General features: G+C 68.9%; 16 protein-coding genes. 4 read left to right on the top strand and 12 right to left on the bottom strand.

Going from position 1 to position 19,158, the window contains the following annotated elements; genetic code table 11:
- Nucleotides 1-168 precede the first annotated feature (168 nt).
- A complete protein-coding gene (locus APZ15_RS18845; RefSeq protein ID WP_021157633.1) occupies nt 169-921 on the top strand; it encodes an IclR family transcriptional regulator in 753 nt (250 codons plus the stop codon).
- A gap of 26 nt (nt 922-947) precedes the next feature.
- On the opposite strand, the gene APZ15_RS18850 is transcribed toward APZ15_RS18845, so the two are convergent.
- The 7 genes from APZ15_RS18850 to APZ15_RS18880 form a co-directional block, all read right to left on the bottom strand.
- Nucleotides 948-1,895, bottom strand: a complete 948-nt coding sequence (locus APZ15_RS18850; RefSeq protein ID WP_027791252.1) for a dimethyl sulfoxide reductase anchor subunit family protein — start codon at nt 1,893-1,895, stop codon at nt 948-950.
- A 37-nt stretch (nt 1,896-1,932) separates the two neighbouring features.
- Nucleotides 1,933-2,679 carry a 4Fe-4S dicluster domain-containing protein gene (locus APZ15_RS18855; RefSeq protein ID WP_027791251.1) on the bottom strand — a complete coding sequence of 249 codons (747 nt, stop codon included), beginning with the start codon at nt 2,677-2,679 and terminating at the stop codon, nt 1,933-1,935.
- 16 nt (nt 2,680-2,695) lie between these two features.
- Entirely contained in the window at nt 2,696-5,632 is a 2,937-nt protein-coding gene (locus APZ15_RS18860) for a molybdopterin oxidoreductase family protein (protein ID WP_027791250.1), read from the bottom strand.
- Between the two features lie 223 nt (nt 5,633-5,855).
- Nucleotides 5,856-7,280 carry an amino acid permease gene (locus tag APZ15_RS18865; protein WP_027791249.1) on the bottom strand — a complete coding sequence of 475 codons (1,425 nt, stop codon included), beginning with the start codon at nt 7,278-7,280 and terminating at the stop codon, nt 5,856-5,858.
- A 189-nt stretch (nt 7,281-7,469) separates the two neighbouring features.
- Nucleotides 7,470-8,885, bottom strand: a complete 1,416-nt coding sequence (locus APZ15_RS18870) for an NAD(P)/FAD-dependent oxidoreductase (RefSeq protein WP_021157628.1) — start codon at nt 8,883-8,885, stop codon at nt 7,470-7,472.
- Nucleotides 8,886-9,367: 482 nt separating this feature from the next.
- Entirely contained in the window at nt 9,368-10,672 is a 1,305-nt protein-coding gene (locus APZ15_RS18875; protein WP_027791248.1) for an MFS transporter, read from the bottom strand.
- Between the two features lie 128 nt (nt 10,673-10,800).
- On the bottom strand, nt 10,801-12,456 hold the full coding sequence (locus APZ15_RS18880) for a GMC family oxidoreductase (protein WP_027791247.1): 1,656 nt from the start codon (nt 12,454-12,456) through the stop codon (nt 10,801-10,803).
- 189 nt (nt 12,457-12,645) lie between these two features.
- On the opposite strand from APZ15_RS18880, the gene APZ15_RS18885 reads away from it, so the two are divergent.
- Nucleotides 12,646-13,470, top strand: a complete 825-nt coding sequence (locus tag APZ15_RS18885; RefSeq protein WP_027791246.1) for an IclR family transcriptional regulator — start codon at nt 12,646-12,648, stop codon at nt 13,468-13,470.
- A gap of 159 nt (nt 13,471-13,629) precedes the next feature.
- Here APZ15_RS18885 and APZ15_RS18890 read toward each other — a convergent pair whose 3' ends face one another.
- The 4 genes from APZ15_RS18890 to APZ15_RS18905 all read right to left on the bottom strand — a co-directional run bounded on the left by APZ15_RS18890 (nt 13,630) and on the right by APZ15_RS18905 (nt 16,747).
- Entirely contained in the window at nt 13,630-13,953 is a 324-nt protein-coding gene (locus tag APZ15_RS18890) for a hypothetical protein (RefSeq protein WP_027791245.1), read from the bottom strand.
- Nucleotides 13,954-14,068: 115 nt separating this feature from the next.
- Nucleotides 14,069-15,091: a DUF2891 domain-containing protein gene (locus APZ15_RS18895; RefSeq protein ID WP_027791244.1), complete on the bottom strand. Its 1,023-nt coding sequence runs from the start codon at nt 15,089-15,091 to the stop codon at nt 14,069-14,071.
- Between the two features lie 19 nt (nt 15,092-15,110).
- Entirely contained in the window at nt 15,111-16,061 is a 951-nt protein-coding gene (locus APZ15_RS18900) for a DUF979 domain-containing protein (protein ID WP_027791243.1), read from the bottom strand.
- Entirely contained in the window at nt 16,058-16,747 is a 690-nt protein-coding gene (locus tag APZ15_RS18905; protein ID WP_027791242.1) for a DUF969 domain-containing protein, read from the bottom strand. The genes APZ15_RS18900 and APZ15_RS18905 overlap by 4 nt, the downstream gene beginning before the upstream one ends.
- 338 nt (nt 16,748-17,085) lie before the next feature.
- Between APZ15_RS18905 and APZ15_RS18910 the strand changes: the two genes are divergently transcribed.
- Complete coding sequence (locus APZ15_RS18910; RefSeq protein WP_027791241.1) at nt 17,086-17,310, top strand: hypothetical protein; 225 nt, start codon at nt 17,086-17,088, stop codon at nt 17,308-17,310.
- A 57-nt stretch (nt 17,311-17,367) separates the two neighbouring features.
- On the opposite strand, the gene APZ15_RS18915 is transcribed toward APZ15_RS18910, so the two are convergent.
- Nucleotides 17,368-17,796 carry a hypothetical protein gene (locus tag APZ15_RS18915; RefSeq protein WP_027791240.1) on the bottom strand — a complete coding sequence of 143 codons (429 nt, stop codon included), beginning with the start codon at nt 17,794-17,796 and terminating at the stop codon, nt 17,368-17,370.
- A 347-nt stretch (nt 17,797-18,143) separates the two neighbouring features.
- On the opposite strand from APZ15_RS18915, the gene cheB reads away from it, so the two are divergent.
- Nucleotides 18,144-19,148, top strand: a complete 1,005-nt coding sequence (cheB, locus tag APZ15_RS18920) for a chemotaxis response regulator protein-glutamate methylesterase (RefSeq protein ID WP_027791239.1) — start codon at nt 18,144-18,146, stop codon at nt 19,146-19,148.
- Nucleotides 19,149-19,158: the final 10 nt, after the last annotated feature.

Consider the following 19,158-nt stretch of genomic DNA (forward strand, 5'->3'; position numbering starts at 1 on the left):
CGGTGTTTGCGTGTCGCTACCCGATGCGCGGGCGTCGATCCTTGTTTACGGAACGATTCGTTCCACCGCCGGCAATCCGTGCCGGCTTGCCGCACCCGCCGCCCCGCGCGGCCGGCCCGTCGGGCCGTTCGGTACAATGGCCGCAGTCCAGTTTCCGGAACGCCTGCCATGCTGCCCGCGGATACGCCCACGCTGCGCGCCTTCGCGCTGCTCGAACATCTCGTCCAGGCCGGCGATGCCGTGTCGCTCGCCGATCTCGTGCGCGAGGTCGATATCCCGAAGGCGTCGCTGCACCGGATGCTCGCGTCGCTCGAAGCCGGCGGCCTCGTGATCCGCGAGCCGGGCCGCAAGAACGCGTACGCGATCGGCCCGCGCCTCGCCCGGCTCGGCACCGGCGTGATGCTGCATGCGGGCGCGCGCCGGCTTCGCCATGCGATCCTCGAACGGCTCGTCGCCGATCTCGGCGAAACCTGCAACCTCACCGCGCTGCACGACACGGAAGTCGTCTATCTCGATCGCGTCGAAGCCGACTGGCCGCTGCGCCTCGACCTGAAGCCCGGCTCGCGCGTGCCCGCGCATTGCAGCGCCAGCGGCAAGCTGCTGCTCGCGCTGCTGCCGCGCGACGAGCGCGCCGCGCTGGTGCGCGCGCTGGCGCTGCCGCGCTACACGCCGAATACGATCTCCGATCCCGAACTGCTCGAAGCCGAACTCGACCGCACCGCGCACAAGGGCGTCGCGATCGACAACGAGGAATTCGTCGCGGGCATCGCGTGCATCGCGGCACCGGTCGTCGGCGACGACGGCGCGTGCATCGCCGCGGTCGCCGTGCATGCGCCCGTGTCGCGCGCGCCGCTGTCGCGGCTGCTCGACTGCGTGCCGCGCCTGCAGGAAGCGGCCGGCGCGCTCGCGGCCACCTTCTAGCGCCGCGCGGCGGCACGCGCGCAACGTCATGACGCGCGCTGGTAGTAGATGTTCTGCGGATGCCGCGCATCCGCAAAGAAGAACCAGCGTTCCGCGACCAGCCCCGCATACTGGATCACGAACGCCGCGCCGAGCACGACGGCCGCCGCGACCGACGTCGGCGCGAGCGCGCCCGCGCCGGTCAGCACGAACGGCACCGCGAATGCGCCGGTCAGGAAGCCGGCCTTCACCGCACGCAACGTGCCGTTGCCCTGCCCGTGAAAGAACTCCCGCGTATTGAACGCGCTGGCCGTGAAACCGCGCGACTTCTGTTCGACCTTCTCGTGGCGAATACCGGTCGCGCTCTGCACGGTCGACTTCGGTCGCAGCCGGGCATTGCGCGCGAGCGATGCGAGCCGTGCGACGCAGCCCGCGAGCGTCAGCACGCACGCGGCCGCCGCGAGCCGGCCGACCAGCGCCGGCGCGAGCCAGGCGGCGCAAGCCGTCGCCAGCGTGCAGCCCGACGCGCAGCCGAGCAGCACGAAGTTCACGAGCGTCAACGGGCTCGCCCATTCCTGCAGGAATCGCAGGCACGCGTAGATCATCGCGGTACACACGAACAGCGCGACACTCGCGAGCGCGCCGGCCGCGCCGATCAGCAACGTGCCGGGCCAGCCGAACAGGTAGGCCACGCCATACGCGAACGCGCACGCGAGAAACACCGGCAGCGCGATGCATTCGCGCGACAGCCACGACGTGCGCCACATCGCGATCGCGCGCCACGCGCGTTCGGGGTGGCCGAGATGGAAGAACGACGCGAACAGGCCGAGCACGCCGAGCGCGACCGACAGCGCGGCGCCCGTCACGTAGAACGCGGCGGCCACGTCGACGCCGGCCACGCGCGCGAGCGCCTCGACGCTCACGAGCGTCAACAGCAAACCCTGTGCGGCGCCGCACAGCGTGGTGAGGAAAACGACCGAAAAGGCTGGACGCATGGCAACTCCGTCTGGTTCTGGATAAAAAGCGCGGGGCTCAGCGCTGCGTCGCGAGCGACACGAGATCGATGTCGCCACGCGCCGCGCGCGCTTCGAACGAGTCGCTCTCGTCGCGGCCGGTCGACCCGCTGCCGCATGTGCCGCCGCTGCCGCATGCGCACGATGCTTCGGTCTTCACGCGCGGCAGGTAATGGTTCGACGGCCGCGTGCCCCATTCGGGCATCAACGCATAACCGCCGCGTTCGCGGATCGCGCGCGACACGTCCGACTCCGGATCGTGCACGTCGCCGAACAGCCGCGCCGACGTCGGGCATGCGAGCACGCACGCGGGTTTCCGGTCGCGTTCGGGCAGTGCGTCGTTGTCGATGCGGTCCGCGCACAGCGTGCACTTCGTCATCTCCTTGCGGCCTTCGTCGAGTTCGCGCGCGCCGTACGGGCACGCCCACGCGCAGTACTTGCAGCCGATGCACTTGTCGTAGTCGACCAGCACGATCCCGTCCGACTTGCGCTTGTAGCTCGCGCCGGTCGGACAGACGGGCACGCACGGCGGATCCTCGCAATGCAGGCACGACTTCGGAAAGTGGATCGTGTCGGTCATCGGGAACACGCCCGCTTCGTACGTCTGCACGCGATTGAAGAACGTGCCGGACGGATCGTCGTCGTACGGGCGCAGATCGGCGAGACTGCCGGCTTCGCCCGATGTGTTCCATTCCTTGCAGCTCGTCACGCAGGCATGGCAGCCGACGCACACGTTCAGGTCGATGACGAGGGCCATCTGGGTCATGGTCGTGCTCCTTCGATCAACGGTCGTCAGGTTTCGGGCCGGCGGAAGTCGCGCGCCGCAGCCGCGCGGCGAATGCGCCGGTTCCCGCGAAATATGCCTGCACGCGCTGCAGCACGCGCGGCGTGCCGGGCAGCGCCGGCATCGGCGCGAACTGCGGCAGCGTGGTCGCGGCATCCGCTTCGGCCGGATAGATCCGCACCTGCACGTCGTACCAGCCGGCCTGCCCGGTGATCGGATCGGAGTTCGACATCCGCGCGCCGTCACGCGCCGCATCCGGCAGTTCGTCGGTAATGACGTGGTTCAGCAGGAAACCGCGCTGCGACTCGCCCGCCTGCGGCCCGAGGTTCCACGCGCCGGCCGCCTTGCCGATCGCGTTCCACGTCCACACGGTGCCGGGCTCCACGGCCTCGCTGTAGCGTGCGCGGCAACGCACCTTGCCCCACGGCGATTCGACGTAGATCCACGCGCCGTCGTCGATCTGCTGCGCGGCGGCCGTCACGGGGTTCACGAACAGATGGTTCTCGCCGTGGATCTGCCGCAGCCATGCGTTCTGCGAATCCCACGAGTGGTACATCGCCATCGGCCGCTGCGTGATCGCCGCGAGCGGATAGCGGCCCGCGTCGGTCAACCCGCTTTCGAGCGACCGGTGCCAGAACGGCAGCGGATCGAAATAACGCGCGATGCGTTCGCGCAGATGGTCGGGCGGCTGGCGGCCCGACGTGCGCCCCTGCGCGGCGAGCCGGAATTTCTGCATCACGTCCGAGTAGAGCTGGATCACGATCGGCACGCCGAACTTGCGCATCCCGTTGTCGACCGCCCACTGCATGTAAGGCCCGTTGCAGTTGCGCATGTACTGCAGCGGCTCCGGCAACCGGTGGTGGTACACGCAGTTGTTCTCGGCGTAACGCTTCCACTGGTCGGGGTTCGGCTCGCCGACGACAGCCTTGTCGCCGTCCTTGCCGCGCCAGCCGATCAGGAAGCCGGTGCCCGAATCGGGCGCGGTCTGGAAGTTGATGACGAAATCCGGATAGTCGCGGTACTTGCGCTGCCCGTCCGCCGTCGTGAAGGCCGGAAACTTCAGCCGGCTCGCGAGCTCGATCAGCACTTCCTGGAACGGCTTGCACTCGCCGGTCGGCGGCACGACGGGCACGCGCACCGAGTCGACCGGGCCGTCGAATTCGGAGATCGGCCGGTCGAGCACCGACATCACGTCATGCCGTTCGAGGTAGGTGGTGTCGGGCAGGATCAGGTCGGCGAACGCCGTCATCTCCGACGCGAACGCATCGCACACGACGAGGAACGGGATCCGGTATTCGCCGTCGTCGCGCTTGTCGACCAGCATCTTGCGCACTTCCGTCGTGTTCATCGACGAATTCCACGCCATGTTGGCCATGAAGATCAGCAACGTATCGATCGGATAGGGATCGCCGCGCCACGCATTGGTGATCACCGAATGCATGAGCCCGTGCACCGCGAGCGGGTATTCCCAGGAGAACGCCTTGTCCAGCCGCGCGGGCGTGCCGTCCGGATGCACGAACAGGTCCTCGGGGCCGGCGGGCCAGCCGAGCGGGCCGGTCGCAAGCGGCGTGTTCGGCCTGATCTGGCCGGGATCGTTCGGCGGCTTCGCCGACGGCGGCACCGCGCGCGGATACGGCGCCTTGTGCCGGAAGCCGCCCGGCCGGTCGATCGTGCCGAGCAGCGACATCAGCACCGCGAGCGCGCGGATCGTCTGGAAGCCGTTCGAATGGGCGGCGAGCCCGCGCATCGCATGGAACGCGATCGGCACGCCCTTCACCGTCGCATGTTCCTTGCCCCACGAGTCGGTCCAGCGCACCGGCAGCTCGATCGCATGCTCGCGCGCGACCGTCTCCATCTCGCGTGCGTGGCGGCGGATCGTGTCGGCCGCGATGCCGGTGATGTCGGCCGCCCACTCGGGCGTGCAACCGGCCACCTGTTCGCGCAGCAGCGTGAACGACGGCGCGACGGGCGTGCCGTCGCCGAGCGTGTAGCGGCCGTCGAGCGCCGGTTCGGCGCCTTCCGTGTGATGCAGCACCGCGCGGTTCGTCTTCGTGTCCCACCACATCCGGTTCTGCGGATACAGCGCGTTGACTTCCGGCGCGCCGGCGTCACGCACGAACAGCCCGAACGTGTCGGCGCCTTCGCGCTGGTCGACCAGCTCGGCCGCGTTCGTGAAGCGCGACACGAATTCGAGGTCGAACGCGTCGCGCGCGATCAGCTCGTGCATCAGCGCCATGAACAGCGCGCCGTCGGTGCCGGGGCGAATCGGAATCCATTCGTCGGCGATCGCCGCGTAGCCGGTGCGCACCGGATTGATCGCGATGAAGCGGCCGCCCGCGCGCTTGAACTTGCCGAGCGCGATCTTCAGCGGATTCGAATGGTGGTCTTCCGCGGTGCCGATCATGAAGAACAGCTTCGCGTGGTCGAGATCGGGTCCGCCGAATTCCCAGAACGAGCCGCCGATCGTGTAGATCATCCCGGCCGCCATGTTCGCCGAACAGAAGCCGCCGTGCGCCGCATAGTTCGGCGTACCGAACTGTTTCGCGAACAGGCCGGTGAGCGCCTGCATCTGGTCGCGGCCGGTGAACAGCGCGAACCGCTTCGGGTCGGTCGCGCGCAGGTGTGTAAGGCGCTTTTCGAGCACGTCGAACGCGACGTCCCACGACACCGGCTCGAACTGCGCGTCGCCGCGCTCGGCGCCCGGCTTGCGCATCAGCGGCTGCGTGAGCCGCGCGGGCGAATACTGCTTCATGATCCCCGACGAACCTTTCGCGCAGATGACGCCCTGGTTCAGCGGATGCTCCGGATTGCCGTCGATGTAACGCACCTCGCCGTCGCGCAGGTGCACGCGGATGCCGCAGCGGCACGCGCACATGTAGCACGTCGTCGTCTTGATATCGGCCTGCTCGTCGCGCTCGCGTGCCCGATGTTCCATCGTCTGTCCTCGTTCGCGGATGAGGGCGCCCCCCGCGGGGCACGCCCGTGAATCGATTCGTCCATGCTAGTCGCGCCGGCCGCCGACATAAAGTCGCATCCTCCGATCGGTTCTATCGCGCGGCCCGATAGTTGGCCGCGCGATCCATCGGGCCGCCGCCGGCGCCGCATGCGCAAAGACCCGGCTTGCGTGCCGGGCCTTCGACGTCATGCGTTACCGGGCATTACCGCGGCGGATACGCGAGCAGTTCGCTGTCGTCGAGATGCTCGCGGCGGCTGCGGCGCGTGAGCCCGTAAGCGACGACCAGCACGGCGAGGCTTGCGACGCCGAGCCACAGCGGCTTGCGCTGGTCCGGGATGAACGCCATCGCGACGAGGATGCCGACCATGCCGACGATCGCGACCCAGGTGAGGTACGGATACGCCCACATCCTGACGCGCAGCTTGCTCGCGGCCACCGGGTCGAGACGCTTGCGCAGGCGCAGTTGCGAGAACGCGATCAGCACGTACACGAACAGCGCGACGGTGCCGTACGAATTGACGAGGAACGCGAACACGGTATCGGGCGACACGTACGACATCACGACCGACACGTAGCCGAACACCGTGCCGAGCAGGATCGCGCGCACCGGCACGCCGCGCTTGTTGACCTTCGCGAGTGCGGCCGGCGCATCGCCGTGGCGGGTCAGTGCAAACAGCATCCGCGACGCCGCATAGAGGCCCGAGTTGAGCGCGGACAGCACGGCCGTCAGCACGATCGCGTTCATCACGTTGGCGGCGGCCGGCAGGCCCATCACTTCGAGTGCGCTGACGTACGGCGTGGCCATCTGATGCGAATTCCACGGCACCAGCGCGACGACGAGCGCGACCGAGCCGACGTAGAACACCAGCACGCGGGTGATCACCGAATTGGTGGCCTTCGCGACGGCTTTCGCGGGCTCCTTGGCCTCGGCCGCCGCGATCGTGACGATCTCGGCGCCGAAGTAGAAGCCGGTGGCCGCGACCGCCCCGCTCATCACCGGCCCGATGCCGAGCGGCATGAAGCCGCCGTGGCCGAGCAGCGTCGGCAGCACGGAAGTCGTGTGCATCGATGCGGGCCACAGGCCGAGCACGTAGAGGCCGCCGAGGAACAGGAACACGATGATCGCGCCGACCTTGATCGACGAGAACCAGAACTCGAACTCGCCGTAGCTGCCGACCGAGATCAGGTTCGTGAGCGTCAGCACGACCAGCAGCGCGAGGCTGATGATCCACGCCGGCGTGTCGGGCAGCCAGAACTGGATCAGCTTGGCGCCGGCGACCGCTTCGAGCGCGACGACGATCACCCAGAAATACCAGTACATCCAGCCGGTGAGGAAGCCCGCCATCTTGCCGGGCCCGCGCCAGTTGCCGAACGCGAGGCGCGCGTATTCGTAGAACGAGCCGACGGCCGGCATCGCGCAGGCCATCTCGCCGAGCATCCGCATCACGAGCACGACCAGCCCGCCCGTGATCAGGAACGACAGAATCGCGGCCGGCCCGGTCTGCTGAATCACCACGCCGCTGCCGACGAACAGCCCGGCACCGATCACGCCGCCAAGCGCGATCATCGTCATGTGGCGCTGCTTGAGCCCACACTTCAGGTCACTCTGGTTCATCGAGGGTTGCATGTCTTCTCCATATCCAGTTGTCCGGACGCCACCCGCGCCACCGTCGGGTGAACGCGGGCGCCGCCGGCGACGGCGCGTGCAGGGGCGCCTGCAGCCCCGGCCGCACGGATTTCCGCTGCTTTTCTTGTGTTGGACGGCCCGGCGCGCGTTGCATCACGCCGGGCGATGTGCACTGCGTTCAGGGCTTTTTCAGGGCTTTTCGTCGTTCCTGAAGTACGACAGGTAGAGCATCCGCTGCCCGATGCGCCGGAACGGCGCGAACGGGTGGCCGGGCAGCGGTGACGTGAAGATCGGCAGCGTCTGGCGTGCGCCCTTCCCCGCGATCTGTTCGGCGAGCCGGCGGCCGGCCTGCTGCGAATACGACACGCCGTTGCCGCCGTAGCCGAGCGCGTAGTACACCGACTGGCGCGGGTCGGGCTGGCACACGCGCGGCATCATGTCGTGGCTCACGTCGACCCAGCCCCACCACGAATAATCGATCTGCACGCCGCGCAGCGCGGGAAACTTGCGCGCCATCCCTTCCTTCAGCAATTCGACATGGCGCGGGTTCGGCGCATCGTCGCCGGTGATCGCGCTGCGGCTGCCGATCTGCAGACGGCGATCGGGCAGGAAACGGTAGTAGAAGCGCAGCGTACGCGTATCGGTCAGCACCTGCGTCGTGCGGAAATTGCACGCGTCGATTTCCGCGTCGGTGAGCGGGCGCGTGACCATCGAATTCGACAGGATCGGCATCACCTTGCTGCGCAGCGACGGATGCAGCGTCTGCGCCGTGTACGCACCGGTCGCGATGCCGACCGCCCGGGCACGCACGACGCCGCCGGGCGTGCGCAGATGGTGCACGCCGTCGATCGTCTCGAAGCCGAGCACCGGGCTGCTCGTATGCACCTTCGCGCCGGCTGCGCGCGCGAGGCGCAGGTAGCCGAACGCGAGCTTCAGCGCATGGATGCCGATGCCTTCCGGCTCGTGCAGCGCGCCGGCCGCCTCGTGGTCGTTGATGAATTCACGGCGGAAGGTTTCCGCGCTCAGCAGTTCGGACGGGTAGCCGAATACGTCCTTCCACACCTTCGCCTCGGCCGCGAGCTTCGCCATGATGCGCGGACGGTGCGCGATCAGGAAATGGCCGCCCGGCTGCGGATCGCAGTCGATTTCCGACACCAGCGACTTGAAGTGTTCGAAGCCTTCGAGGATCTCGTCGTGCATCTTCAGCGCGACGTCCTTGCCCCAGCGCTCGATCCACTGCGAGCGCGACAGCCGGCCCGACGCGTTCTGCCCCTGGCCGCCGTTGCGGCTGCTGCAGCCCCAGCTGGTGCGGTTGGCCTCGAGCACGACGGCCTTGATGCCATGGTCCCGCGCGAGGCACAGCGCGGTCGCGAGGCCCGTGTAGCCGGCGCCGATGATCGCGACGTCGACGTCGAGGTCGCGCGTGACGGGGCCGTCGTCGGGCGGCGGGTTGCCGGCCGTCGCGACCCAGTAGGTCGGCGCGTACTGCTTGCCGCAACCTGGCCCCGGCGACACGAGCGGATCGTAGGTCGGGTCGTAACGCGTATCGTTCGACCGGCCGCCGGCAAAACCGCTCGCGGTGCGTTCGATGGAAGGGGTCGACATGGTCAGACCTCCGATGCGGGCTTGCCTGCAGCGCCGCAACGGGCGCGCGAGGCGATTCGACTGACTGATGCGGGGCGTACGCTCGCCGGGCGGGCGAATGCTGCCGACTGCCTGTTGGTCATGCCTGTCTCCTGATCGTTCTCTTCGGGTCGATCGTGTGCAGATGCTTCAATGCGGCGATCTGTCGAGGAAAGTGTAGGCAGGCCGTTTTTTGGCAGGTAGGGCCAGTGGGCCGGATTCGCTTGGACCAGCGTGCGAGGGTGCCGAACGGCGGGGAGTGGCGGGCGACCGCGGGCGGGCGGCGGCAGTCGCGGCGCGGGCTCGCCCCCGGACAATCGGGAGCCCGAACGGCGGGCAGCAGCGGACGAGCGGTTGGCGACAACGATCAGCGGCGCGGGCGCCGCCGACTGATGATCGACGACCGACGACCGCCCCGTCGAAACGGCCCCGCGCCCCGCCCGCTCCCTCCGCCCCGCCAGCCGTCACATCGCGCGCACCGCGACCTCGGCCACGCTGCCGCGCTTCTCGATCGCCCGCGCGGACACGATCGACAGGAGTGCAGACAACATCACGTACACCCCGACGAGCCACGGCGCACCGCCGTTCACGCGCAGCAACGCGGTCGCGACGATCGGCGTCAGGCCGCTCGCGAAGATGCCCGACACCTGGTAGACGAACGAAATGCCCGTGTACCGCACGTTCGCGTCGAACAGCTCCGCGAACAGCGCGGCCTCGGGCCCGTACGCCATCGCGTAGAAGATCCCGAACGGGATCACCAGCGCGAGCCATACGGCGAGCAGGTTCGACGATTGCGTCTGCAGCAGCCAGAACGCGGGCAGCACCGACAGCCCGCACAGCGTCGCGCCCCACCGGTACACCCGCGCGCGGCCGAGCCGGTCGGACAGGCTGCCGAACACGGGGATGAACCCGCACATCACGACCGCCGCGCTCATCACGCCGAGCAGCGCGTCGCCGCGCGAGATCGACAGGTTGCGCGTCATGTAGCCGATCGAGAACACCGCGAACACGTTGAAGAACACGCCGTCGATATAGCGCGCGCCCATCCCGAGCAGGATCGCCTGCCGGTAGTTGGCGAGCAGTTCGACCACCGGCAGCTTCGTATCGCGCCGCTGGCGCTTGAGCGCGACGAATTCGGGCGTATCGGCCACCCGCGTGCGGATGTAGAAGCCGACCGCGACGAGCAGCAGCGACGCCGCGAACGCCACGCGCCAGCCCCATGCGAGGAACGCGGCGTCCGGCAGCACGCGCGACAGCGCCGCGACCACGCCGGCCGCGAGGCACAGCCCGATCGCGAGCCCGATCTGCGGCAGGCTCGCGTACAGCCCGCGCCGGTGCGGCGGCGCATATTCGTACGCCATCAGCACCGCGCCGCCCCACTCGCCGCCGAGGCCGATGCCCTGCAGCACGCGCAGCGTCAGCAGCAGCACCGGCGCCCACATGCCGATCTGCGCGTAGGTCGGCAGGAACGCGACGCCGGCCGTCGACACGCCCATGATCAGCATCGTCAGGATCAGCGCGGACTTGCGCCCGACGCGGTCGCCGAGATGGCCGAACAGCAAGCCGCCGAGCGGCCGCGTGACGAAGCCGACCGCGAACGTCGCATACGCGAGCATCGTCGACACGAACGGGTCGCCGGCCGGAAAGTACTGCTTGTCGAACACGATGCCGGCGACCACGCCGTACAGGAAAAAGTCGTACCACTCGACGGTCGCGCCGATCACGCTGGCCGCGGCCACGCGTCGGACGACCCGGGATTCGATTGCCATGCGAGCTTCTCCAGGTAAGGATGCGCCGCAACCTGCCCCGACGCCGTACCGGCGGGGGCATCGATGAACGCGCGGCGGCCGTCCGGGCGCAGGCGCACGGGCCACGCGGGGAGATGCGTGGCGAGGCCCTACGCGACGGCCTCGGCGGCCGGCGCGACGCTGCGGCCGCGATCGGCGGCGCGCGCGTCCTCGAGGATCATGTCGGACGCCTTCTCGGCGACCATCACGATCGGCACGTTGGTATTGCCCGATACGAGGGTCGGCATGATCGAGCAGTCGACCACGCGCAGCCCGCGCGTGCCGTACACGCGCAGCCGCTCGTCGACGACCGCGAGCGGATCGCTCGCGACGCCCATTTTCGCCGTACCGGACGGATGAAAGATCGTCTGCCCGTATTCCCGGCAGAACTCGAGCAGTTCGTCGTCCGTCTGCGCGTCCGCGCCCGGTCGCACCTCGCGCTTCATCAGCTGCGCCATCGGCTCGGTGGCCGCGACGCGTCGCGCGAAGCGCACGCCGGCCACCGTCGTGCGGCGATCGCGCTCGGTGTCGAGATAGTTCGGCTGGATCGACGGCGCGTCGCGCGCATCGTCGGTGCGGATTCGCACGGTGCCGCGCGATTCGGGCCGCAGCTGGCAGATCGAATACGTGCAGCCGGGAAACGGATGCACGCTGCCGCCCGCCGAATCCGCCGACAGCGTCGAGAAATGGAACTGGATGTCGGGCGTCGCCGATTCGTCCGGCAGCGCACGGCAGAACATCCCGCCCTGGTTGATGCCGATCGCGAGCGGGCCGCCGCGGAACAGCGCCCATTGCAGCCCCATCTTCGCGCGGCCGACCCACGAATGCAGTTCGTCGTTGGTCGTGATCGGCTTCGTCACTTCATAGATCAGACGAATCTGCAGATGATCCTGCAGGTTCTCGCCGACGCCCGCCCGATCGGCGACGACCGGAATCCCGTGCCGCCCCAGCAGCGCGGCCGGCCCGACGCCCGACACCTGCAGCAGTTGCGGCGACTGCAGCGCGCCGGCCGCGAGGATCACCTCGCGCAGCGCACGCACGTCGTGAACCTTGCCGTGCTGCACATACCGCACGCCGGACGCCTGCGTGCCGTCGAACAGCACCTTCAGCGCCTGCGCATCGGTTTCGACATGCAGGTTCGGCCGCCCGCGCGCGGGCTTCAGGTAGGCCACCGCCGTCGAGCAGCGCAGCCCGTTGCGCGTGGTGAGCTGGTAGTAGCCCACGCCCTCCTGGTCGCCCGTGTTGAAATCGTCGACGGTGCGCACGCCGAGCCGGTTCGACGCGGCGACGAACGCATCGACGAGTTCGTGCCGCTGCCGGATCGCGGAAGCCCACAGCGGGCCGCCGGTGCCGCGCGTCGGCCCTTCGCCGAGCGTGTTGTGTTCGAGCTTGCGGAAATACGGCAGGCATTCGCGCCAGCTCCAGCCGCGATTGCCGAGCGCGGCCCAGTGATCGTAGTCCTGCTGCTGCCCGCGCACGTAGATCAGCCCGTTGATCGAGCTGCAGCCGCCGAGCGTGCGGCCGCGCGGCCAGTACAGGCGGCGGTTGTGCATGTTCGGATCGGGATCGGTGTGGAAGCCCCAGTTGTACACGGGGTGGAACATCGTCTTGCCGTAGCCGATCGGCACGTGGATCCACATATAGCTGTCGGCGGGGCCGGCTTCCAGCAGGCACACCGTATGGCGGCCGCCGTCGGACAGCCGGTTGGCGAGGACGCAACCGGCCGATCCCGCGCCGACCACGACATAGTCGAAGCTGCGTGTCATTCCGTGTCTCCGTTCCGGGGTTTTGAAAAAATCCGGTATGTTTCGTCCAAATTTATTGAGCGCACGGCGCACGTACAAGCCGATTTATTGTCCACGCGGCGAATGTGGTACAAAAACCGTTCAATTCGTTTCATTTCCATCGCACACACACCATCCCGGGACGCACGCCGATCCCGACGGAGGAGACACATGCGCGAACCTGCCCCCGCGCTGCCCGATGGCGCGCCCGCCGACGACGCGCGCGTGCTGCGCGCCCTCGCCGTGCTCGAAGCGCTCGCGTCGGCCGGCCAGCCGTACACGCTGTCGCAGCTCGCCGCGCGGCTGCATATCCCGAAGGCGACGCTGCTGCGGCTGATCGAGTCGCTGGAGGCGCGCGGCTACGTGATCCACATGCCCGACTCGCGCGGCCACGACCGCGGCATCGCGCTCGGCCCGCGCGCCGCGCAGTTCGCGCTCGCGGCGCTGTCGAACAACACCTTCACGCGCGGCTGCCGCTCGGTGCTGCGCGCGCTCGTCGACGTGCTCGGCGAAACCTGCAACCTCACCGCGCTCGACGGCGACACGGTGCTGTACGTCGAACGTGTCGAGACGACCGAGCCGCTGCGGCTCGAGATGCGGCCCGGCATGCGCGTGCCGCTGCACTGCACGGCGAGCGGCAAGCTGTTCCTGTCGCAGATGAATGCGCTGGAGCGCAACGCGATGCTCGCGCGGCTCACGCTGAAGAAGATGACCTACCGGACGCTGACCGATGCGCAACTGCTCGCGGCCGAGCTCGACCGGCTCGCCGCGCGCGGCGTCGGCATCGACAACGAGGAATTCGTGCGCGGGATGGTGGCCGTCGCGGTGCCGGTGAAGGATGCCGCGAGCGGCCGCGTGCTCGCGGCGCTCGCCGTGCATGCGCCGACCGCGCGCGCGACGCTCAACGATCTGCTGGAGAACGTGCCGAAAATGCGCGACGCGGCGACGCGGCTCGCCCCGCTGCTGCAGGCGGCCGATGGCGCACCGGCGGGTTGAAGCGGCTGTGCGTGGTCACTCGGTCACTCGGTCACTCGGTCACTCGGTCACTCGGTCACTCGGTCACGCGGTCAAGCGGTCAAGCGGTCAAGCGGTCAAGCGGTCAAGCGGTCAAGCGTTCAAGCGTTCAAGCGTTCAAGCGTTCAAGCGTTCAAGCGTTCAAGCGAGGTGATAACGCAGCCAGAAGGTTTCGCGGCACGCGTTGTCGAACGTCATCCGCGTCGGGCCGATCGGCTGCGCATCGGGATGGCGAAGCACGTCGTAGTCGATCCAGCACTCGGCGCACAGCAGGTCCGACGGCGCGCGATCCTGCTCGACCGAGCGGCGCACGATCGCGCCGTTGTCGAAGCGGTATTCGGTTTCGTCGCGGGTGACCTCGACGTCGTCGTCGGTCCAGCGGTCGTGCGACGTGACATGCGACACGATCGACACCGGGCCCGCGAGCCCGTGGATCGCGGCGACGTAGGAAATGAGCTTGTCCATGGCGAGGCGGCGAACGGAGGGATGGCCGCCTCGCGCAACATGGATGGCACGAGGCGGCCCGAGCGGCGAGTATAGCCGCGCATCGATGACCTTGCCGCCCGTGGGGTTTCGCGCGCTACGCCTCCAGCGCGAGCAACGCGAACGTCGCGAGCCAGTGCTCGCCCATGTAGTCGCCGGCCACGTGCGCGAGCGCGCTCGCGAGGTGCCGGCCGGCCGCATCGAGCAGCTTCGCGCGCCGCGCGTCGCCTTCCGGCAGCGCGCCGGCGAGCGCGCGCTGGCACCACGCGCGGCTCAGGTTCAGCCCGTCGAGGTGGGCGATCTTGCCGTCGCTGCGATCGCTGACCGTCGCCGGCTCGAACAGCGTCGCCGGCTCGCCGCGCGCGAGATCGGGCAGGAAGCGCGCGAACCAGCCGTCGAATTCGGCGGCCGGCAGCACGCGCCGCATCAGTTCGGCCTCCATCAGCGCCGGCGACAGGAATTCGTCGCCCGACGGCTCCCACGCCTGGCACGCGACGTCGTTCAGGTGCCAGCGCTTCGCGGTATCGACGATCAGCGCCGCGAGCCCGTCGCGCTGCGTGTCGCGCGCGAAGTCGAGCGTGAGCGCCAGCGCGAACGCGGTGTTGAAGTGCGTGCCGACGCGCAGCGGATAGGTCGCTTTCGGCAGGAAGGTCTCGAAGCGCGACACGAACAGGTCGGTGAGCGGTGCCATCGTCTTCGCCCAGCGCGCGGCCTGCGGCAGCGCGCCCCTCAGCGCGAGCCGCTCGAGCTGCGCGGCGAGCGCGAGCAGCCACGCCCAGCCGTAGGGCCGCTCGAAGCCGCTGTTGTGCGGCAGCGCGAGGTACGCCCGCTCGCCGGCGACGTTCGCATCGGTGAAGTGCGCATCGACGATCGCGACGATGCGTTCGGCCTCCGGCAATGCCGGGTAGCGTTCGAGCACGCGCAGCACGAGCCAGTAGCCGTGCACGCACGAGTGCCAGTCGTAGCTGCCGTAGAAGATCGGGTGCAGCGCGCGCGGCCCCTGCACGTCTTGCGGGCCGGCGAGCGAATGCGTGAGCTTGTTCGGATATTCGCGGGTCAGGTGCGCGAGCGCGAGCGACGCGAACTTCGACGCGAGTTCGGGGGTGAGTCGGTCGGTCATGAGGATCTCGTCCATCGAGTCAGAAGCGGAATACGAACGCATACATCAGCAACGTGTTCACGGCGAGCAGCAGCACGGCGGTCGGCCACTGCGCCTTGATCACGCCGTTCTTGTCCTTCAGTTCGAGCAGCGCCGCCGGCACGATGTTGAAGTTCGCGGCCATCGGCGTCATCAGCGTACCGCAGAAGCCGCTCAGCATCCCGATCGCGCCGACGATCGCCGGGTTGCCGTGGAACTGGTGGACGATCAGCGGCAGGCCGATGCCGGCCGTCATCACGGGGAACGCGGCGAAGCCGTTGCCCATGATCATCGTGAACAGCGCCATGCCGACCGTATAGGCCGCGACCACCGCGAACGGCGAATCGATCGGCACCCACTCCTTCACGAGCCCCGACACCACGCCGCCGACACCCGCGACCGCGAACAGCGCGCCGAGCGCCGCGAGCATCTGCGGCAGGATCGCGGCCCAGCCGACCGCATCCATCGTATGGCGTGCCTCCCTCACCGCATGCACCGGCGAATCGCGCAGCATCGCGAGCGCGACGGCGAACGCGACGAGCGTGCCGAGCACGAGCGAGATCAGCGTCACGCTCTTCTGGTCGACGAACGGCACGCCCTTCAGCGCGAACGTCCCGATCAGCGTGACGACCGGAATCAGCAGCGCGGGCAGGAACAGCCGGTTGCCGAAACGCTGCGCGAGCGTCTCGCGGCGCACGGCCGCGGCTTCCCCGGCTTCGTCGGACTTGCCGCGCCCGAGCTTGCCCGAGCCGGCGAGCACCGCGAGCGCGATCGCGAGGCAGCCCGTCACGAAATGCGGCAGCAGCGCGCCGAACAGGAACGTGACCGCATAGATCGCCCAGAACGCGAAATTGACGATGCGGCGCGGGTTCGTGCGGTCCGTCAGGTTGAAGCACGCGAACGCGGCGAACATCAGCCCCGCTAGCGTGTACAGCGATTCGAGGCCGATCATCGCGCGCCCTCCCGCCCGACCAGGCCGAAGCCGCGCGTGAGCCGGCGGTCGAGCAGCGCGAGGCGCGTGCAGTGGATCAGCAGCGCGGCGATCGCGGTCGGGATCGCCCACACCGACAGGTGCAGCGGTTCGATGGAAATCCCGTTCTGTTCGAGAAAGCCCTTGATCAGCAGGATCGACTGGATCGCGATGAAGATGTCCTCGCCGAAGAACACGGCGACGTTGTCGACGCCCGACGCATGCGCGCGGATCTGCTGGCGCACCGCTTCGGGCAGCTCGCCGTGCCGGTTGACCGCGGCAGCCTCGGCCATCGGCGCGATCAGCGGACGCACCATCTGCGCATGGCCGCCGAGCGACGTGAGGCCGAGCGCGGCCGTCGCCTGGCGCAGCACGAAGTACAGCATCAGCACGCGGCCGGTGGTGGCCGCCTGCACACGCGAGATCATCCGCTTCGCCTGTTCCTTGAGCCCGTTGCGCTCGAGCAGCGCGATCACCGGCAGCGTCAGCCAGATGAGCCCCATGTAGCGGTTTTCGGTGAACGCCTTGCCGAACGCGCTGACGATGTCGACGAGATTCAGCCCGCCCGCCAGCCCCGTCGCGAGCCCCGCGATCGTGACCACCAGCAGCGCATTGAAGCGCAGCGCAAAACCGATCACGACGATCGGCACCCCAATCAGCACCAGCATTGCTCCTCCTTGTATCGGACGCGCGGCGCCTTGGCAACGCGCCGCCTGCCCGGTTTGGACCGGGCTCTGACGGCGCAATCTAGCACGAGACTTTATCGATAAAAAGTCGACAATTTGCTGCTTCGGGTAAACGTTGAAGTGTGCGGACACCGTGCCCGAACCATGTGTCGGCGACGTTTCATCCGAGGAATCGGTGGCTGGCCGGCCGGCGCGGACGCACCGGTCGCGGCACGCGCGTTGCCGCCCCGGAGCGCGGCGTGCGACGGGCCGCCGCGCGTGGCGGAGCACCGGTGCGCCGACTAAACTGGAAAGCATCGGCAACGGACGGGAGAGCCGCCATGATTGACGTATTCCAGACCATCGGCAGCCGCGCGTTCTCCGCTCATCTGGCGAAGGACGGGATGGTGACGCTGATGGAGCAACGCCATGAGGTCGATCGCGTGACGCTCGCGACCGCGTATGCCGCGCTCGTCGAGGAAGCCGAGCAGGAAGACGACCTGCTCGACGCGACGGTCGAAGGCATGATGCGCGCGCTGATCCAGGGGTACGCGCGCAGCCATTGACGGCGCGGCCGGTTTCCTCCGGCGCCCGCCGAAGCGGAAAACGAGCCTGCGCGGGCGCTACGCGGCCGGCGTGCCGGCGCCCCTGTCGAACCACCGGCCCGCGCGCAGTTGCCGGTAGTCGGCCTGCGTGAAGATCCTCAGCAGGTTCGCGGCCGCGCCGTTGCTGGCGCGGTCGAGCGCCGTCATGAAGGCTTCGACTTCGTCGCGGCCGGCAAACAGGATCGTGCGGAAGTAGCGTTCGCGTTCCGCGTCGGACAGGTTCGTCGCGCTCAGCTGGTATGGATGGTGAAGCGCCGCGAACAGGAAGTAGTAGCGCTCGGCGTCGTCGCGCAGCACGCGCACCGCGTCGGGATCGACCGGGAAATCGCGGTGGAACGACGCGTGTCCGCTCTCGATGTAGATCCGGTACAGCAACCGGCCGTCATGCTCGGTGACGATCGGCGCCCACGGGGCGCGGCTGACGAGTACGGTGTCGGGCACGGCCATCCTGAATTCTCCCCGTCTTTTTCTTCGAAGCCGCCACGGTAACATGCCGGCTTCCGCGGCCTGCCGTGCCGAAACCGCGCGGCCGTGCACGCACGCGCGGGCCGGCCCGGCTCCGCCGCCCGCCGCAAACACCGCACAGTCATAGAGGAAACGCACTGAATCGGCGCAATGCGCAAATTTTTCGATTGCCGCCGCCCGCGCCGCATGACAGCATTCGGGGCGTCGCCAACCGAAAAGAATGCCGTGCCGTCCGGCCGCCGATGCCGTCCGGCGGCGCCGAACAGGCCCCCTCCTTCCATGAACCCGGCCCACCTCCAGCATCACGAACCGACCGGAGAATTCCGCTTGTGAACATCGGCATCGTCAACGACCTCCCGCTTGCCGTCGAGGCGATGCGCCGCGCGATCGCGCGACGGCCCGAGCACCGCGTGCTGTGGGTCGCGACCGACGGCGCGCAAGCCGTCGAACTATGCGCCACGCAGCCGCCCGACGTCGTGCTGATGGACCTGATCATGCCGAAATTCGACGGGATCGAAGCGACGCGGCGGATCATGCGATCCGAACGACCGTGCGCGATCCTGATCGTGACGAGCTGCATCGGCGCGAATGCGTGGCGCGTGTTCGAGGCGATGGGCGCCGGCGCGCTCGACGCGGTCGATACGCCGCGGCTCGGCGACGGCTCGGCCGGCGACACGACCCGGCTGCTGCTCGCGAAGATCGACCAGATCGGCCGCCTGCTCGACGCGCCCGGCGGCTCGCGCCTCGCCGGCACGCCCCCGCGCACCGGCGGCGGACCGCTGATCGCGATCGGCGCATCGGCCGGCGGCCCCGGCGCGCTCGCGTCGGTCCTCGGCGGCCTGCCGGCCGATTTCAACGCACCGATCGTGATCGTGCAGCACGTCGACCGCGCGTTCGCCGAAGGCATGGCGCAATGGCTCGACGGCCAGACGTCGCTCGCCGTGCGCGTCGCGCGCGAAGGCGACCGCCCGCAGCCGGGCGTCGCGCTGCTCGCCGCAACCGACGACCACCTGCGCATCACGCGCGCCGGCACGCTCGAATACACGCGCGAGCCGGCCGCCACGCCGTATCGCCCGTCGGTCGACGTATTCTTCAACAGCCTGACCGAGCACTGGCCCGGCCGCGTGATCGGCGTGCTGCTCACGGGGATGGGCCGCGACGGCGCGATCGGCCTGAAGGCGCTGCGGATGAAGGGCTACCATACGATCGCGCAGGACGAGGCGACGAGCGCCGTCTACGGCATGCCGAAGGCGGCCGCGACGCTCGGCGCGGCGCGCGCGATCCTGCCGCTCGGACGCATCGCGGGCGAGCTGGCGGCGCTCGCACGGATCTGAGCCCGATGAA

The sequence above is a fragment of the Burkholderia cepacia ATCC 25416 genome, assembly GCF_001411495.1.
GTDB lineage: Bacteria > Pseudomonadota > Gammaproteobacteria > Burkholderiales > Burkholderiaceae > Burkholderia > Burkholderia cepacia.

Bases quoted from the DNA above. Each gene is read 5' to 3' on its own strand.
- APZ15_RS18845 (WP_021157633.1), top strand. From the start codon at position 169: ATGCTGCCCGCGGATACGCCCACGCTGCGCGCCTTCGCGCTGCTCGAA.
- APZ15_RS18850 (WP_027791252.1), bottom strand. From the start codon at position 1,895: ATGCGTCCAGCCTTTTCGGTCGTTTTCCTCACCACGCTGTGCGGCGCC.
- APZ15_RS18855 (WP_027791251.1), bottom strand. From the start codon at position 2,679: ATGACCCAGATGGCCCTCGTCATCGACCTGAACGTGTGCGTCGGCTGC.
- APZ15_RS18860 (WP_027791250.1), bottom strand. From the start codon at position 5,632: ATGGAACATCGGGCACGCGAGCGCGACGAGCAGGCCGATATCAAGACG.
- APZ15_RS18865 (WP_027791249.1), bottom strand. From the start codon at position 7,280: ATGCAACCCTCGATGAACCAGAGTGACCTGAAGTGTGGGCTCAAGCAG.
- APZ15_RS18870 (WP_021157628.1), bottom strand. From the start codon at position 8,885: ATGTCGACCCCTTCCATCGAACGCACCGCGAGCGGTTTTGCCGGCGGC.
- APZ15_RS18875 (WP_027791248.1), bottom strand. From the start codon at position 10,672: ATGGCAATCGAATCCCGGGTCGTCCGACGCGTGGCCGCGGCCAGCGTG.
- APZ15_RS18880 (WP_027791247.1), bottom strand. From the start codon at position 12,456: ATGACACGCAGCTTCGACTATGTCGTGGTCGGCGCGGGATCGGCCGGT.
- APZ15_RS18885 (WP_027791246.1), top strand. From the start codon at position 12,646: ATGCGCGAACCTGCCCCCGCGCTGCCCGATGGCGCGCCCGCCGACGAC.
- APZ15_RS18890 (WP_027791245.1), bottom strand. From the start codon at position 13,953: ATGGACAAGCTCATTTCCTACGTCGCCGCGATCCACGGGCTCGCGGGC.
- APZ15_RS18895 (WP_027791244.1), bottom strand. From the start codon at position 15,091: ATGACCGACCGACTCACCCCCGAACTCGCGTCGAAGTTCGCGTCGCTC.
- APZ15_RS18900 (WP_027791243.1), bottom strand. From the start codon at position 16,061: ATGATCGGCCTCGAATCGCTGTACACGCTAGCGGGGCTGATGTTCGCC.
- APZ15_RS18905 (WP_027791242.1), bottom strand. From the start codon at position 16,747: ATGCTGGTGCTGATTGGGGTGCCGATCGTCGTGATCGGTTTTGCGCTG.
- APZ15_RS18910 (WP_027791241.1), top strand. From the start codon at position 17,086: ATGATTGACGTATTCCAGACCATCGGCAGCCGCGCGTTCTCCGCTCAT.
- APZ15_RS18915 (WP_027791240.1), bottom strand. From the start codon at position 17,796: ATGGCCGTGCCCGACACCGTACTCGTCAGCCGCGCCCCGTGGGCGCCG.